The sequence below is a fragment of the Pantoea sp. PNA 03-3 genome, assembly GCF_003201175.1.
Classification (GTDB): Bacteria; Pseudomonadota; Gammaproteobacteria; order Enterobacterales; family Enterobacteriaceae; genus Pantoea; species Pantoea stewartii.
In genome coordinates this window covers 1-16,746 of record NZ_QICO01000007.1, presented here as the reverse complement: position 1 = coordinate 16,746, position 16,746 = coordinate 1, and the positions used below count along the sequence as shown (strand labels likewise).

Annotated in this window: 16 protein-coding genes; 13 read left to right on the top strand and 3 right to left on the bottom strand. The window is 53.5% G+C overall.

Annotated elements, in window-relative coordinates:
• The first annotated feature begins 72 nt into the window (after window positions 1-72).
• From ubiE to tatD, 7 genes are all read left to right on the top strand, one after another.
• A complete protein-coding gene (gene ubiE / locus C7433_RS17485) occupies window positions 73-831 on the top strand; it encodes a bifunctional demethylmenaquinone methyltransferase/2-methoxy-6-polyprenyl-1,4-benzoquinol methylase UbiE (RefSeq protein WP_033737381.1) in 759 nt (252 codons plus the stop codon).
• An 11-nt stretch (window positions 832-842) separates the two neighbouring features.
• Window positions 843-1,448 carry an SCP2 domain-containing protein gene (locus tag C7433_RS17480; protein WP_039339260.1) on the top strand — a complete coding sequence of 202 codons (606 nt, stop codon included), beginning with the start codon at window positions 843-845 and terminating at the stop codon, window positions 1,446-1,448.
• Complete coding sequence (gene ubiB, locus C7433_RS17475) at window positions 1,445-3,082, top strand: ubiquinone biosynthesis regulatory protein kinase UbiB (RefSeq protein WP_006121474.1); 1,638 nt, start codon at window positions 1,445-1,447, stop codon at window positions 3,080-3,082. The genes C7433_RS17480 and ubiB overlap by 4 nt, the downstream gene beginning before the upstream one ends.
• 109 nt (window positions 3,083-3,191) lie before the next feature.
• Window positions 3,192-3,446 (top strand): Sec-independent protein translocase subunit TatA, encoded by a 255-nt coding sequence (gene tatA, locus C7433_RS17470; RefSeq protein ID WP_033737383.1) that lies wholly within the window; start codon window positions 3,192-3,194, stop codon window positions 3,444-3,446.
• A 3-nt stretch (window positions 3,447-3,449) separates the two neighbouring features.
• Window positions 3,450-4,085 (top strand): Sec-independent protein translocase protein TatB, encoded by a 636-nt coding sequence (gene tatB, locus C7433_RS17465; protein ID WP_033737384.1) that lies wholly within the window; start codon window positions 3,450-3,452, stop codon window positions 4,083-4,085.
• Window positions 4,085-4,843 (top strand): Sec-independent protein translocase subunit TatC, encoded by a 759-nt coding sequence (tatC, locus tag C7433_RS17460; RefSeq protein WP_006121477.1) that lies wholly within the window; start codon window positions 4,085-4,087, stop codon window positions 4,841-4,843. Before tatB ends, tatC begins: the two co-directional genes overlap by 1 nt.
• A 97-nt stretch (window positions 4,844-4,940) precedes the next feature.
• Window positions 4,941-5,723: a 3'-5' ssDNA/RNA exonuclease TatD gene (gene tatD / locus C7433_RS17455; RefSeq protein ID WP_006121478.1), complete on the top strand. Its 783-nt coding sequence runs from the start codon at window positions 4,941-4,943 to the stop codon at window positions 5,721-5,723.
• On the opposite strand, the gene rfaH is transcribed toward tatD, so the two are convergent.
• Window positions 5,720-6,208 (bottom strand): transcription/translation regulatory transformer protein RfaH, encoded by a 489-nt coding sequence (gene rfaH / locus C7433_RS17450; protein ID WP_006121479.1) that lies wholly within the window; start codon window positions 6,206-6,208, stop codon window positions 5,720-5,722. The genes tatD and rfaH overlap by 4 nt on opposite strands.
• A gap of 303 nt (window positions 6,209-6,511) precedes the next feature.
• On the opposite strand from rfaH, the gene ubiD reads away from it, so the two are divergent.
• Window positions 6,512-7,996: a 4-hydroxy-3-polyprenylbenzoate decarboxylase gene (gene ubiD, locus C7433_RS17445; protein ID WP_054634712.1), complete on the top strand. Its 1,485-nt coding sequence runs from the start codon at window positions 6,512-6,514 to the stop codon at window positions 7,994-7,996.
• Between the two features lie 42 nt (window positions 7,997-8,038).
• On the top strand, window positions 8,039-8,740 hold the full coding sequence (gene fre, locus C7433_RS17440; protein WP_033737387.1) for an NAD(P)H-flavin reductase: 702 nt from the start codon (window positions 8,039-8,041) through the stop codon (window positions 8,738-8,740).
• A 68-nt stretch (window positions 8,741-8,808) separates the two neighbouring features.
• Here the strand turns inward: fre and fadA are convergent, their stop codons facing one another.
• Window positions 8,809-9,972, bottom strand: coding sequence for an acetyl-CoA C-acyltransferase FadA (gene fadA / locus C7433_RS17435; RefSeq protein WP_054634792.1), 1,164 nt, complete (start codon window positions 9,970-9,972; stop codon window positions 8,809-8,811).
• 10 nt (window positions 9,973-9,982) lie between these two features.
• A complete protein-coding gene (gene fadB, locus C7433_RS17430) occupies window positions 9,983-12,166 on the bottom strand; it encodes a fatty acid oxidation complex subunit alpha FadB (RefSeq protein WP_110268641.1) in 2,184 nt (727 codons plus the stop codon).
• Between the two features lie 185 nt (window positions 12,167-12,351).
• Here fadB and pepQ point away from each other — a divergent pair, with 185 nt between their 5' ends.
• The 4 genes from pepQ to hemG are packed head-to-tail and all read left to right on the top strand — an operon-like array spanning window position 12,352 to window position 16,338.
• Window positions 12,352-13,683, top strand: a complete 1,332-nt coding sequence (pepQ, locus tag C7433_RS17425; RefSeq protein ID WP_054634710.1) for a Xaa-Pro dipeptidase — start codon at window positions 12,352-12,354, stop codon at window positions 13,681-13,683.
• Window positions 13,683-14,300, top strand: coding sequence for an IMPACT family protein (locus C7433_RS17420; protein WP_110268640.1), 618 nt, complete (start codon window positions 13,683-13,685; stop codon window positions 14,298-14,300). The genes pepQ and C7433_RS17420 overlap by 1 nt, the downstream gene beginning before the upstream one ends.
• Before the next feature lie 31 nt (window positions 14,301-14,331).
• Complete coding sequence (gene trkH / locus C7433_RS17415) at window positions 14,332-15,783, top strand: Trk system potassium transporter TrkH (protein ID WP_033737393.1); 1,452 nt, start codon at window positions 14,332-14,334, stop codon at window positions 15,781-15,783.
• 18 nt (window positions 15,784-15,801) lie between these two features.
• On the top strand, window positions 15,802-16,338 hold the full coding sequence (hemG, locus tag C7433_RS17410) for a menaquinone-dependent protoporphyrinogen IX dehydrogenase (RefSeq protein WP_033737395.1): 537 nt from the start codon (window positions 15,802-15,804) through the stop codon (window positions 16,336-16,338).
• Window positions 16,339-16,746 lie beyond the last annotated feature (408 nt).

The following is a 16,746-nucleotide window of genomic DNA, read 5'->3' as shown; positions in this document are numbered from 1 at the left end:
GTCGCCAACGTGCCTGACCTCCGTGACTCTGATACACTTCCATAAGTATTGTTTGTGGAGCAGGTAAAACCGATGGCAGATGAATCACAGCAGGAAACTACCCATTTTGGCTTTCAGACCGTCGCCAAGAGCGAGAAAGCCGACAAAGTCGCGGACGTGTTTCATTCCGTAGCGGCGAAATATGACCTGATGAACGACTTAATGTCGTTTGGCGTCCATCGCGTCTGGAAGCGTTTTACCATCGACAGCAGCGGTGTGCGTCGCGGTCAGCGTGTCCTGGATCTGGCCGGTGGAACCGGCGATTTAACCGCAAAATTTTCACGGCTGGTGGGCGAGACCGGGCAGGTTGTTCTGGCTGATATTAACAGCTCTATGCTGAAAATGGGCCGGGAGAAGCTACGAAACCTCGGTATCGTTGGCAATGTCAGTTATGTTCAGGCCAACGCCGAAGCGCTGCCGTTTCCTGACAACTACTTCGACTGCATTACGATCTCTTTTGGCCTGCGTAACGTTACGGAAAAAGAGAAGGCGCTGGCGTCGATGTTCCGCGTGCTGAAACCGGGTGGACGTTTGCTGGTGCTGGAGTTCTCGAAACCTGTTATTGAGCCGCTGAGCAAAGCCTACGATGCCTACTCGTTCCATATTCTGCCGCGCATCGGCCAACTGGTTGCTCAGGATGCAGAAAGTTATCGCTATCTGGCCGAGTCCATCCGCATGCATCCCGACCAGGAAACCCTGAAAGCGATGATGAACGATGTGGGATTCGAAAACACCACCTATTCAAATATGACGGGCGGCATCGTGGCACTTCATCGTGGGTTTAAATTTTAACCATTATGGCCATGACCTTAACCCCCGTCATCACTGCCGGTATTGAAACGGCGCTAAACCGTATTCTCTACCGCGATCGTGGTCTGAAAAGCGCACGTCAGCGTTTAGCAGGCAAGGTACTGATGTTGCGTTTGAGTGAGCTATCCTGGCCGCTGGTGCTGGTGTTCAGTGAGCAACAGCTGGATGTCCTTAGTGACTGGCAGGACAGCAGCGACTGCACGGTCATTACGCAGCTTAAGTCGCTGCCGAAGCTACGCGATCGCCAGCAACTGACGACGCTGATTCGCAGCGGTGAGTTACAGGTCGAAGGGGATTTGCAGGTGGTGCAGCAATTCTCTGCGTTGATGGATCTGGCTGAGCTGGATCCTGCCGAATACCTGGCCCCCTGGATCGGTGATATCGCCGCGCAAGGGATCAGCCAGGGTGCGCAGCGCGCATTTCGCTTGTTTAAAGCAGAAACGCAGCGACGTCAGGATTATCTCGGTCAGGCGTTGACGGAAGAGTGGCGCGTTGCGCCAGGTGCGCTGGAATTTGCCTGGTTTGCTGAGGAAGTTAGCGCGATGGAACGTTCGCTTGAGGCGCTTAATGCGCGTCTGGCACAGCTGGAGGCGAAATGAGTTTTGGAGAGATCCGCCGGTTATATTTCATTATCAAGGTGTTTCTGACATACGGACTTGATGAACTGATTCCCCAAATGCGCATTACTCTGCCGCTTCGGCTGTGGCGGCGGTGCGTGTTTTGGATTCCTAACCAGCACAAACACGAACAGATGGGTATTCGGCTGCGTCTGGCGATGGAACAGCTGGGCCCCGTCTGGATCAAGTTTGGTCAGATGCTGTCCACGCGGCGTGACCTGTTTCCCCCGCAGATCGCCGATGAACTGGCCATTTTGCAGGACCGGGTTGCGCCTTTCGACGGCGTAAAAGCCAAAGCACAAATCGAAGCTTCCATGGGGGCACCGATTGAGTCCTGGTTTGATGACTTCGATATCACCCCACTGGCTTCTGCCTCTATTGCGCAGGTTCACACGGCAACACTGAAATCCAACGGCAAAAAGGTTGTCATTAAGGTTATCCGCCCGGATATTCTGCCGGTGATCAAAGCCGATATGAAGCTGATCTACCGCATCGCCCGTTGGGTACCGCGCCTGCTGCCGGATGGTCGCCGTCTGCGTCCGGTTGAGGTGGTGCGCGATTATGAAAAAACGCTGATCGACGAATTAAACCTGCTGCGCGAAGCGGCCAATGCCATCCAGCTGCGGCGTAACTTCGAAAACAGCCGCATGCTGTATGTTCCCGAGGTTTACTCCGACTACTGCAGCGAAACCATGATGGTGATGGAACGCATCTACGGTATTCCTATCTCCGATGTGGCGACGCTGGAGCAGCATGGCGTTAACATGAAACTGTTAGCCGAACGCGGCGTACAGGTGTTCTTCACACAGGTTTTCCGCGACAGCTTCTTCCATGCAGACATGCACCCTGGCAACATCTTTGTCAGCTATGAGCATCCAGAAGACCCGCAATATATCGGCATCGACTGCGGGATTGTCGGCTCGTTGAACAAAGAAGATAAGCGCTATCTGGCCGAAAACTTTATCGCCTTCTTTAACCGGGATTACCGCAAAGTTGCAGAGCTGCATGTTGACTCTGGCTGGGTACCGGCAGATACCAACGTGGAAGACTTTGAGTTTGCCATTCGTACGGTGTGCGAACCCATCTTTGAAAAACCGCTGGCTGAAATTTCATTTGGTCATGTGCTGCTAAACCTGTTTAACACGGCGCGACGTTTCAATATGGAAGTGCAGCCACAGTTGGTGCTGTTGCAAAAAACGTTGCTCTATATCGAAGGGATTGGCCGGCAGCTCTATCCGCAACTGGACTTATGGAAAACGGCGAAACCGTTCCTTGAAGACTGGATTAAAGATCAGATTGGTATTCCGGCGATCATTCGCGCAGTGAAAGAAAAAGCGCCCTACTGGGCAGAGAAACTGCCCGAGCTGCCCGAGTTGTTCTATGACAGCATGCAGCAGCATAAGCAGTTACGTCTTAGCGTCGATAAACTCGTGAACGATTTGAGTGTCCAACGTACACGTCAGCATCAGGCGCGTTTCCTGTTTGGCGTCGGTGCCACGCTGCTGATTAGCGGTACAGCGGTACTCCTCAGCAGGCCTGAGTGGGACCTGTTTCCGGCGGCATTAATGGCGGCAGGTTTTGTCAGTTGGTTAATCGGCTGGCGCAAGACAAACTGATTGTCACTCGCGGCTGAAACGCGGTAATGTCGCTGACTGAGACCCGAATTAACAAGGGTTTAGGTTGTGCTTCATTCCGCAGTTTTTAACAAAAAATCGAGGCTATCTCATGGGCGGTATCAGTATTTGGCAGTTATTAATTATTGCCGTGATTGTGGTGCTTTTGTTCGGTACCAATAAGTTACGTAATCTGGGGTCGGATTTGGGTTCGTCTATCCGTGGTTTCAAGAAAGCCATGAGTGATGAAGACGACAAAAAAGATCAGCCAAAAGAGCAGGACGCGGATTTCCATGCGAAAACGCTGGCGGACAAACAGCCAACGTCTGCTCAGAAAGACGACATTAAGAACGACAAGCAGGTGTAAACCGTGTTCGATATTGGTTTTGGTGAGTTGCTATTAGTCTTCGTGATCGGGCTGATTGTCCTGGGTCCGCAACGTTTGCCGCATGCGGTTAAAACGGTTGTCGGATGGATTCGGGCGGTCCGTTCACTGGCGGCCAATGTTCAGAGTGAGCTGGCGCAAGAGCTGAAACTGCAGGAACTGCAGGACAGCCTGAAAAAGGTGGAGGAAGCCAGCCACGGCACATTGTCGCCTGAGCTGAAAGAATCCATGGAAGCGTTGCGTAAAACCGCGGATTCAATGAAACGCTCGGTTCAACAGAGCATTGATATCGAAAGAGAAGAAGACGAAGCAAACACCATCCATTCCCCGTTACACCAGACGGGGAGTGACTCGCCGAAACCGGTGACGCCTGTGGCCAGTGAGCAGCAGGCACAGTCACCCGCACACGCACCTGTTGAACCCCATGTCGACGCTGCGGTTGCACCGGCACAGGACAGCAACACGGCGACCACGCCGGTCCCGCCGCGGCCTGCGTCCGGCTATGCCAGTGCTCCGCCGCAATCGCCGGGTCGGACAGACGCACCGCCTGCGGAAAAACCGGGCAACGCCGCGCCGTCGCTCAACCCAGCTTCTCCTCCTTCTGCAAGTGATGAACGATAATGGCCGTTGAAGATACCCAACCACTTATCAGCCATCTGATTGAGCTGCGTAAACGTCTGCTGAACTGCATAATTGCTGTGTTAGTTATTTTTCTGGCACTGATCTACTTTGCTAATGACATCTACCATGCCGTGGCGTCGCCACTGATCAATCAGATGCCAGCGGGTGCCAGCATGATCGCGACGGATGTCGCCTCACCTTTCTTCACGCCGATAAAGCTGACGATGATCGTGTCGGTGTTCCTTGCCGTGCCGGTTATTCTTTATCAGGTCTGGGCGTTTATTGCGCCAGCGCTTTATCGCCACGAACGTAAGCTGGTCATGCCGCTACTGTTTTCCAGTACGCTACTGTTTTATGTTGGCGTGGCCTTTGCCTATTTCATTGTTTTTCCGCTGGCTTTCGGCTTTTTTGCGAAAACCGCGCCGCAGGGCGTCACTATCGCGACAGATATCACCAACTATCTCGATTTTGTCATGACCTTGTTTATGGCGTTTGGTGTGGCATTTGAAGTGCCGGTAGCCATAGTGCTGCTGTGCTGGACCGGTATTACCAGCCCTGAGGATTTAAAAAAGAAGCGTCCTTACATCCTGGTCGGCGCGTTTGTTGTCGGGATGCTGCTCACACCACCGGACGTTTTTTCTCAAACTTTGCTCGCTATTCCGATGTACTGCCTGTTTGAAGTCGGCGTATTCTTTTCACGGTACTATGTGGGAAAAGGCCGTCAGACAGAGGATGAGGAACAGAACACCGAATCCTGATGTCGTATTCAGTACACCCGCAGAAGCGGGAGACACAAGCCAAAAACCGCCGTCAGGCGGTTTTTTGTTTAGGATGTTTTTGACAGAGAGTAAAAATATGTTTGATATCGGTGTAAACCTGACCAGCACGCAGTTCGCCTCCGATCGAAAAAAGGTGATTACGCGCGCCCGTGACGCGGGCGTCACCGGCATGTTGATTACCGGTACCAATGCGCTGGAAAGTCAGCAGGCGCAGCGGCTGGCTGAGGCTCATCCGGGTTACTGCTGGTCCACCGCGGGCGTGCATCCCCATCATGCCAGTGAGTGGTCACAAGAGGTCGCGAATACGCTGCGCCGGCTGGCGGAAAAAGCCCAGGTTGTGGCGATAGGTGAATGCGGGCTGGATTTCAATCGTAACCTGTCCGCACATCAGCAGCAGGAATATGCGTTTGACGCGCAACTGGCATTAGCTGCGGAACTGAATATGCCCGTGTTTCTTCACTGTCGGGAAGCGCATGAACGCTTTGCTGCGGTACTTGAACCCTGGTTGCCCAAATTACCCGCCGCCGTGATTCACTGTTTTACCGGTACCCGGGAAGAGTTAGCGGCCTGCCTGGAAATGGGCTTATCGGTAGGCATTACCGGTTGGGTATGCGATGAACGCCGGGGAATTGCCCTGCGTGAGATGTTGCCGTTGATTCCCGCCGAACGGTTGCTACTGGAAACGGATGCGCCCTATCTGTTACCGCGGGATATGCGCCCACGGCCAACTTCCCGACGCAATGAACCCTGTTTTTTACCGCATATCCTGCAGCAGGTCGCGAACTGGCGAGGCGAGGAACCAGAGGCGCTGGCAGCCCAGGTGGATCATAATGCGCGCACGCTGTTCGGGCTGCGTTAGGCTTTACGGAATTGTCGGTTATCCACGCTCCGGACAACCTGTTTGTTTAGCAGATTCAGCAACAGGATGGAGCGTGCTTCGCCATCGGGCTCTGAGAAGATAGCCCGCAGACCTTCAAACGTCCCTTCGGTGATGATGACTTCATCGCCGTTTTGCGGCGTTTCAGGATCGATCAGCGTTTGTGGCACATCAGTCTGCAGTGCATCAATAACGACAGCAGGTACGGTGGCCGGCGTCGCGCCAAAGCGCACGAAATGGCTGACGCCACGTGTACTGCTGATGGTTGTGGTGTGAATGGCTTCGGGGTCAAACTCAATGAACAGGTAGTTTGGGAACAGCGGTTCACTTACGGTAGTTCGCTTGCCACGCACAATTTTCTCAAGCGCGATCATGGGGCTCAGGCAATTTACGGCTTGCCGCTCAAGATGCTCTTTCGCACGCAATAGCTGCCCACGTTTGCAATAGAGTAAGTACCAGGATTCCATAACTGCTCCCAATGAATGGACGCTAAGAATAGCAAACCTCCACTCAGAGTTATAGCGCATTGGGGTCTGTTACGCGGCGTTGCCTGGAAAATAAACTAAGATTGTTCTGAATGACGAATGCCATCGCATAAAATGAAAAAATAGCCATTATGCGGTAAGGTTCAGCACGAAAACTAAGCGACATTATTCGTCTGATGGTTGCCCGTGACGGGCAAGATAAGCCATGCGGTGCATAAAGCTCCACACATTCATGTAATCAGCCCTATAATGGCAAATTCACTCTGGCCGGAAAGTTGAAGCCGCATGAAATATCAGGATTTAAGAGACTTTATTGCGCTGCTTGAACAGCGTGGTGAACTCAAGCGTATCTCGCACGTGATCGACCCCGAACTGGAAATGACCGAAATTGCCGATCGCACCCTGCGTGCAGGCGGTCCGGCATTGCTGTTTGAGAACCCAAAAGGTTACGACATGCCTGTACTGTGTAACCTGTTCGGTACGCCAAAACGCGTGGCCATGGGCATGGGCCAGGAAGAGGTCAGCGCACTGCGTGAAGTGGGTGAATTGCTGGCCTTTTTAAAAGAACCTGAGCCACCGAGAGGTTTCCGCGATCTGTTCAGTAAAATGCCGCAGTTTAAGCAAGTACTGAATATGCCGACCAAAAGGTTGCGCAATGCGCCCTGTCAGGAGGTGGTTTTCAGTGGTGATGAGGTCGACCTGACCCGAATCCCGGTCATGAAATGCTGGCCCGGCGACGCTGCCCCGCTGATTACATGGGGATTAACCGTAACGCGCGGCCCGCATAAAGAGCGACAAAATTTAGGCATCTATCGTCAGCAGGTGATTGGCAAAAATCGCCTGATCATGCGCTGGCTTTCTCATCGTGGTGGTGCCCTGGATTATCTTGAATGGTGCAAGGCACATCCTGGCGAACGTTTCCCGGTGTCCGTTGCACTGGGCGCCGATCCGGCGACCATTCTGGGGGCTGTCACGCCCGTCCCTGACACGTTGTCAGAGTATGCGTTTGCCGGTCTGCTGCGCGGCAACAAGACCGAAGTCGTCAAGTGCCTCTCAAACGATCTGGAAGTGCCTGCGAGCGCCGAAATTGTGCTGGAAGGCTATATCGAACCCGGTGACATGGCACCTGAAGGTCCCTATGGCGATCACACCGGTTACTATAATGAAGTCGACAATTTCCCGGTGTTTACCGTTACGCACATCACGCAGCGTCATCAGGCGATCTACCATTCTACCTATACCGGAAGGCCACCGGATGAACCCGCCGTCCTGGGCGTGGCGCTGAATGAAGTGCTTGTACCGATTCTGATTAAACAGTTCCCGGAAATCGTCGATTTCTATTTGCCACCAGAAGGATGCTCTTACCGACTGGCGGTCGTGACGATTAAAAAACAGTACGCGGGACATGCCAAGCGCGTGATGTTTGGCGTCTGGTCATTTTTACGGCAGTTCATGTACACCAAATTTGTTATTGTGTGTGATGATGACGTTAATGCCCGCGACTGGAACGACGTCATCTGGGCAATCACGACGCGTATGGACCCGGCACGCGATACCGTATTGGTAGAAAACACGCCAATCGATTATCTTGATTTTGCGTCTCCGGTTTCCGGACTAGGGTCAAAGATGGGCCTCGACGCCACGAATAAATGGCCAGGTGAGACGCAACGAGAGTGGGGCACGCCGATTGTTAAAGATCCGGCCGTTACCGCACGTATCGACGCTATCTGGGATGACCTCGGTATTTTTGATCAACCATCACAGCGTTGATGGTGAGCAATAACCATAAAGACGACCCGACAGAGGGACCGCATGACAACGTTAAGCTGTAAAGTAACTTCAGTTGAGGCGATTACCGACACGGTGTATCGCGTTCGCCTGATTCCGGAAGCAGATTTTAGTTTTCGCGCAGGGCAGTACCTGATGGTCGTAATGGATGAGCGTGACAAGCGCCCGTTTTCATTAGCCTCCACGCCAATGGAAACTGAAATCATTGAACTGCATATCGGTGCCTCAGAGCTGAATCTCTACGCCATGGCGGTGATGGATCGTATTCAGCAGGAAGGGCAAATTGTGGTGGACATCCCACATGGTGATGCCTGGTTGCGTGAAGAGAGTGACAAGCCGTTAATCCTGATCGCGGGTGGCACAGGCTTTTCCTATGTGCGTTCCATTTTACTCACCGCGCTTGCCGAACAACCCAACCGTGATATTGCGGTTTACTGGGGCGGGCGCGAACTGAAGCATTTGTATGATTTGGACGAGCTGGAAGCACTGGCGATTAAGCATCCGAATCTGAAAGTGATTCCGGTTGTCGAACAGCCTGAAGCAGGCTGGCCGGGCCGTTCTGGTACGGTGCTGACAGCCGTCATGCAGGACTTTGCGACCCTGAGTGAGCATGAGATTTATATTGCCGGCCGCTTCGAAATGGCGAAAATCGCCCGTGAACGCTTTTGTTCAGAACGAGGTGCCGTTGAAGCACAAATGTATGGCGATGCGTTTGCTTTTATCTGACGTGACAGCACAAGAAAAAACCCGCCCCTGACAGGCGGGTAAATCTCACACTATAACGTTCCAACGTATTAAACGCGTTCAATAACGGTAGCGATGCCCTGACCCAAACCAATACACATGGAGGCCAGGCCGAACTGCGCATCGCGACGTTCCATAATGTTCAGCAACGTCGTGCTGATGCGTGCGCCTGAGCAGCCTAACGGATGACCCAACGCGATGGCGCCGCCATTGAGGTTGACCTTGTCATCGAGCCTGTCTGACAGGCCGAGATCGTTGATGCAGGGCAGAACCTGCGCGGCAAAAGCCTCGTTAAGTTCAAAAACATCAATGTCATTTACGCTCAGCCCGGCGCGCTTCAGTGCCAGCTTGCTGGCCGGGACCGGGCCGTATCCCATAATGGAAGGGTCGCATCCCACTACTGCCATACTTTTAAGGCGTGCACGGGGTTTCAGGCCCTGCTCTCGTGCGTGGCTTTCACTCATGATCAACATGCCCGCCGCCCCGTCTGATAACGCTGACGAACTGCCCGCAGTGACTGTTCCGTTCACCGGATCGAAGGCAGGCCGCAGTGCTGCCAGTCCTTCCAGGCTGGTATCTTCACGGATGACTTCGTCAACGTCATAGCGTTTCAGGACGCCATCGGCATCGTGACCATGCAGCGCAACAATTTCATTGGCAAAATCGCCACGCTGCGTGGCCTGCCAGGCACGCTGATGAGAGCGCAAAGCAAAAGCGTCCTGCTGCTCGCGGCTGATATGGTGCATGCGCGCCAGCATCTCTGCCGTTAGCCCCATCATCCCTGCGGCTTTCGCAACGGTACGGCCTAAACCCGGATGAAAATCGACGCCATGGTTCATGGGGACATGCCCCATATGTTCGACACCGCCAATTAAACAGGTCTGAGCATCGCCGACCATGATTGCGCGTGCGGCGTCATGTAAGGCCTGCATTGAAGAACCGCAAAGACGGTTAACCGTTGTCGCCGGAACGCGGTGCGGGATTTCAGCCAGCAGCGCGGCGTTGCGGGCAATGTTGAAGCCTTGCTCCAGCGTTTGCTGCACGCAACCCCAGATAATGTCGTCCAGCGTGGCGGCATTAACCCCCGGATTGCGGTTCAACAGAGCACGCATGACATGCGCGGACAGGTCCTCGGCGCGTACATGGCGAAATGCCCCACCTTTTGAACGGCCCATCGGCGTACGCACCGCGTCAATAATTACCACATTTTCCATTTTGATTACCTCAGGCGCTTCTGAACGCGGCTTCATCGATCGGTTTGACGGCGGGATACCAGCTTTCGTGTTGGCGCGCTTTCTCAAGCAGCAGGGCAGGGAGCGCATACAGCCCACCCAATGACGAATAACGTTTCGCCTGATCCACCACGTTGCCGTTACCCAAAGTGTCGAGATAACGGAAAGCGCCGCCACGGAAAGGCGGGAATCCCAGACCATAGACCAGCGCCATGTCTGCTTCAGCAGGTGAGGCGATAATCTTCTCTTCCAGGCAGCGAACCACTTCATTCAACATCGGCAGCATCATGCGATTCAGAATCTCTTCATCACTGAATATCCGTTTAGGCTGGCAGGCGGGTTCGAGTAAGGCATCGACCTCTGCATCGGACACTTTTTTCGGTTTCCCTTTTTTGTCTTCTTCCCAGCGCCAGAAACCCAGACCATTTTTCTGACCAAAACGCTTCGCCTCAAACAGAATATCGATCGCATCGCGATAGTCTTTTTTCATCCGTTCAGGAAAACCGTCCGCCATGACGCTTTGCGCATGATGCGCGGTATCAATGCCCACGACATCCAGCAGCCATGAAGGCCCCATCGGCCAGCCAAACTGTTTTTCCATTACCTTGTCGATCTGGCGGAAGTCCGCACCATCACGCAACAGCATGCCGAAGGCAGCGAAGTAGGGGAACAAAACGCGGTTAACAAAGAAACCCGGACAGTCATTCACCACCACCGGGGTTTTACCCATTTTACTGGCCCAGGCGACAACTTTACCCAGCGTGGCCTCACTGGTTTTCTCTCCACGGATCACCTCTACCAGCGGCATACGTGGAACCGGGTTAAAGAAGTGCATGCCACAAAAATTTTCTGGACGCTGCAACGCCTGCGCCAGATGGCTGATGGGGATGGTTGAGGTGTTTGACGCCAGAATGGCATCAGCGCGCATATGGGTTTCGGTTTCAGCCAGAACGCTGGCCTTGATTTTCGGATTTTCGACGACGGCTTCTACCACGATGTCGGCCTGGTCGAAACCGGCATAATCGAGGGTAGGCTGAATAGTGGCAATGACGCTGGCCAGCTTGTTTCCGTCTATTTTACCGCGTTCCAGTTGCTTATTCAGAAGCTTACTGGCTTCATTCATGCCCAGCGTCAGCGCCTGCGGATTGATATCCTTCATTTTAACCGGCACGCCTTTCCATGCCGATTGATAGCTGATTCCACCGCCCATAATACCGGCGCCCAGCACGGCGGCCTGTCTGGGCGTGCCGCTTTCACTACTGCGTTTTTTGGCCAGACTTTTGATGTACTGATCGTTGAGAAAAATCCCGACGAGCGCGCGGGCCACATCTGACTGTGCCAGCGGAACAAACGCTGCGGTTTCCAGCTTTAGCGCATCATCGCGGCCCAGCGCTGCTGCCGCTTCAATGGTTTTAACGGCAGTGACTGGCGCAGGGTAGTGTTTCCCCGCCGTTTGCATCACCATGCCTTTGGCTATCGTAAAGCTCATCGCGGCTTCAACGGGGCTGAGTTTCAACGGAGCCAGTTTAGGGGCGCGACGGGCACGCCAGCTGCCGTCGTGGGCGGCCGCTTTTAGCATGGTTAACGCAGCATCACGCAGCTTATCGTTGCTGACAACCGCATCCACCAGACCCAGTTTCAGCGCTTCAACACCGTCAACATCTTTGCCTGCGGCAATGATTTCCATTGCACTGTCGGCACCTAACAGACGAGGAAGACGCACGCTGCCGCCAAAACCCGGCATGATGCCCAGCTTCGTTTCCGGTAACCCCAGGCGGGCCGTCGGTGTGGCAACGCGCAAATCCGTGGCCAGTACACATTCACAGCCACCGCCCAGCGCATGGCCCTCAATCGCCGAGATCGTGGGCACCGGCAAATCTTCCAGACGATTGAAGATACTGTTGGCGAAGGTCAGCCACTGGCTCAGTTTCTCTGTCGGCGCATCAAAGAGCGCCAGGAATTCAGTAATGTCCGCACCCACGATAAAGGCGGGTTTTGCTGATCGCAGAAGCACACCGCGCAGGCCGGCATGTTTTTCCAGCACCGTTACCGCATCGCCAAGACTGGCCACGGTTTGCGTATCCAGCTTGTTAACGGAGCCGGGGGCATCAAATACCAGCTCGACAATACCATCGTCCAGCTGGTGAAGAGTGAGGTTAGCGCCTTGGTAGAGCATGTACGTCTCCTGAAACCGCGAAAGGTGATCTGGTCATACCAGATGATCGTGAGTTTGGGAGGGATGTTAATTTTTTGCAAACAGCTCTTTGTTTATTTGCTAACAAGATCACAGCCACGGGGAACCCGGCATCCGGATTTTGCCTGTGATAAACTGCGGCTTTTCCGGATACTGGAGAGGCGGCAATGGATTCACTTAAGAGCTTGTATCACGCGCATATTACGACCTTGCAACAACGTGCTCAGCAGGTATTGGCACGTCATAAACTGGACGCCATGCTGATCCATTCCGGCGAGCTACTCACCGTATTTCTGGACGACCACACGTATCCGTTTAAGGTCAACCCGCAGTTCAAGTCCTGGGTGCCGGTAACACAGGTACCTAACTGTTGGCTGTGGATCGATGGCGTGAACAAACCGAAATTGTGGTTCTATTCGCCGGTGGATTACTGGCACAACGTTGAACCGCTTCCGCACAGTTTCTGGACCGACGACATTGAGATTATCGGGCTGGCAAACGCGAATGCCATTGGCGATCTCCTGCCTGCTCAGCGCGAAAATGTTGCCTATATTGGCCCGGTCGTCGAACGCGCTGCGCAGTTAGGCATTACGGCAGGCAACATCAATCCTAAAGCGGTGATCGATTTCCTGCATTATCACCGCAGTATTAAAACTGACTACGAACTGAGCTGTATGCGTCAGGCGCAGAAAATTGCCGTGGCAGGACATCGCGCTGCCAAAGAAGCGTTTGCGGCAGGTCTGAGTGAATTCGATATTAATCAGGCGTACCTGACCGCGACTGGTCATCGCGATACGGATGTCCCTTACGGCAACATTATTGCATTGAACGAACATGCTGCCGTGTTGCATTACACCAAACTGGATCATCAGCCACCGGCTAAGCGCTACAGTTTCCTGATTGATGCCGGGGCGGAATATCAGGGATATGCCGCTGACCTGACCCGCAGCTATGCCGCACAAAGCGGATCGCTGTATGCCAAAATGGTGGAGGCGATGAATGCGGAAGAGCTGGCCTTGATTGCGACGTTGAAAGCGGGCGTGCGCTACACCGATTACCATCTGCAAATGCATCAGCGCATTGCAAAATTGCTGGTGAAGTTTGATTTGGTCCACGGCATCAGTGAAGAGGCGTTGGTGGCCGAAGACCTGACCGGTCCGTTTATGCCACACGGTTTAGGTCATCCGCTGGGCCTGCAGGTTCATGATGTCGCCGGATTTATGCAGGATGAAAGCGGGACGCACCTGGCTGCGCCAGCGCAATATCCTTACCTGCGTTGCACCCGTGTCATCCAGCCGGGGATGGTGTTAACCATCGAGCCAGGCTTCTACATTATTGATTCACTGCTGGCACCGCTGCGCGCTGGCAAATTCAGTGCGCATTTTAACTGGCAGGCACTGGATGCGCTTAAGCCTTACGGCGGCATTCGCATTGAAGATAACGTGGTTATTCATGCTAATCGCGTTGAAAACATGACTCGCGACCTGCACCTCGCCTGATGGAGGCTTACGATATTCCTGCGAAAGCGCTGAGCGTGAGTGAGGAGACCATCAAAAAGAGCCGGTTTATTACGTTACTGGCGCACACGGACGGTGTCGAAGCCGCGCGGGCTTTTGTCCAGCAGGTAAAACAGGATCATCCGACGGCCCGGCATCATTGCTGGGCCTGGGTGGCGGGCGCGCCCGATGATTCGCAGCAGTTGGGGTTTTCCGATGACGGCGAACCTTCGGGAACGGCGGGGAAACCTATGCTGGCGCAGTTGATGGGGGCAGGCATAGGGGAAATCACCGCCGTTGTCGTACGTTACTACGGCGGCATCATGCTGGGAACGGGCGGTCTGGTAAAGGCTTATGGCGGCGGTGTCCAGCAAGGGCTGAAACAGCTTGAGCGCCAGCGAAAAGTCCCGGTAAGGTTATTCACGTTGCAGTGTGACTACGCCCAGTTGAGCGACATTGAGCGTCTGGTGCAGCGCTACGACGGCAGCATTACTGAAAGTCAGTATTGCGACCGTATCGCGATGACGCTGGCTTTGCCTTATGGACAAATTGAGGGATTTAAGCAAAATCTGTCAGACTTCAGCCGGGGTGCGTTAACGCTTCTTCCGCTTACATCATGATGTTCTTCTCTTTAACTAAAGGAACGGCTTAATGCATTTTCGCGCCATTACCCGCATTGTCGGTCTGCTGGTGATCCTCTTCTCGGTGACGATGATTGTACCCGGCCTCGTTGCGCTGATTTATCGGGATGGTGCCGGCCGCGCCTTCAGCCAGACGTTTATGATGGCTCTGGTGATTGGTTCATTATTGTGGTGGCCAAACCGTAAGAAGAAAACGGAGCTTAAGCCGCGCGAAGGGTTTCTGATCGTGGTGCTGTTCTGGACCGTGCTGGGCAGCGTCGGGGCCATGCCGTTTATCTTTGCCGAACAGCCGCATCTGTCGGTTACCGATGCCTTTTTTGAATCCTTTTCCGGGTTAACCACCACCGGTGCGACGACGCTGGTGGGGCTGGACTCTTTGCCTAAAGCGATTCTGTTCTATCGCCAGATGCTGCAGTGGCTTGGCGGTATGGGAATCATTGTGCTCGCGGTGGCGATTCTGCCCATTCTGGGCGTCGGTGGGATGCAGCTTTACCGTGCCGAAATGCCCGGTCCGTTGAAAGACAATAAGATGCGTCCGCGTATTGCCGAAACGGCCAAGACGCTATGGCTTATCTATGTATTACTGACGGTGGCCTGCGCACTGGCATTATGGTTTGCCGGAATGCCCGCCTTCGATGCCATTGGGCACAGCTTTTCGACGATTGCTATTGGGGGATTTTCAACCCACGATGCCAGTATCGGCTATTTCCAGAGCGGCACCATTAATACGATTGTGGCCGTGTTCCTGCTGATCTCCGGCTGTAACTACGGCCTGCACTTCTCTTTACTGAGTAACCGCAATCTTCGGGTGTACTTACGCGATCCCGAATTTCGTATGTTTATCGGTGTGCAACTGACGCTGGTACTGATCTGTACAGTGGTACTGTGGTTCCATAATGTTTATGACAGTGGCTGGCAAACGTTGAATCAGGCGTTTTTCCAGGTTGTCTCGATGGCGACGACAGCGGGATTTACCACAGACAGTATTGCGCGCTGGCCGCTGTTCCTGCCGGTTTTGCTGCTGTGCTCTGCGTTCATTGGCGGCTGTGCCGGTTCGACGGGCGGTGGCCTGAAAGTGATCCGCATCCTGCTGCTGTGTAAACAGGGGAATCGCGAACTCAAACGCCTTGTCCATCCCAATGCGGTTTACACCATTAAGCTGGGTAATCGCGCGTTGCCAGAACGCATCCTGGAAGCGGTCTGGGGATTCTTCTCTGCGTATGCCCTGGTCTTCCTGATCAGTATGCTGGCCATTATTGCCACCGGCGTGGATGATTTTTCTGCGTTTGCCGCGGTCGCCGCAACGTTAAACAACCTGGGGCCCGGTCTGGGTGTTGTAGCGGATAACTTCACCTCAATGAATGATGTGGCAAAGTGGATTTTAATTTCGACTATGCTGTTTGGTCGCCTTGAGGTATTCACGTTGCTGGTGTTATTCACGCCAACCTTCTGGCGAGAATAACTAATAAGGATGCAGATGATGAAAGCATTAATTCTCTTTTCGACCCGTGACGGTCAGACGCAAAAAATCGCTTCCGCTATGGCGGAGGCGATTAAGGGCGAGCAAGCGTGCGATGTGATGAATATTCAGGATGCAGACGCGATTGACTGGCAGCAATATGATCGGGTGCTGATTGGGGCTTCAATCCGTTATGGTCACTTTCAGCCCGCCGTAAACGAATTTGTTAAGCAGAACCTGGCCGCATTGCAGCAGCGCGTCAGCGGCTTCTTCTCCGTGAATCTTACGGCGCGAAAGCCAGAGAAGCGGACGCCGGAAACCAATGCCTATACCGTTAAGTTTTTAGCGCAGTCGCCCTGGAAGCCCGATTGCTGTGCGGTTTTTGCTGGTGCACTGTATTATCCCCGCTATCGTTGGTTTGATCGGGTCATGATTAAGTTGATTATGCGCATGACCGGCGGCGAAACGGATACGACGAAGGAAGTTGAGTATACGGACTGGGAGCAGGTGCGCGGTTTCGCCAGAGATTTTGCACAGTTACCAGGCAAATCGTACTGAAATAACGCGATCTGGCGAAATTTGAGACGAACAGTAATATTTTTGCAATTAACCCTTGTCAGGCCGCGCGAACTCCCTATAATGCGCCTCCATCGACACGGCACAACGGCTTACGGAATGCGGTGTTGAGAGGGTCAGGCAACTGAGCCGCCGGAGAAAAACTTCTGAAAAAGAGGTTGACTCTGAAGGAGGAAAGCGTAATATACGCCACCTCGCAACAGACGGTTAACCCGCTGGTTGCACTGCTCTTTAACAATTTATCAGACAATCTGTGTGGGCACTCGCAGGATTGATATCCGCGTCTCCGGACGCAAAAAAATATCAAGTCTTAAGAGTGAACACGTATTGAAATTCATTACGACGTTTTCCTTGAGCATCGCTGCACTGGTTGCAGCAAATCAAACTTTA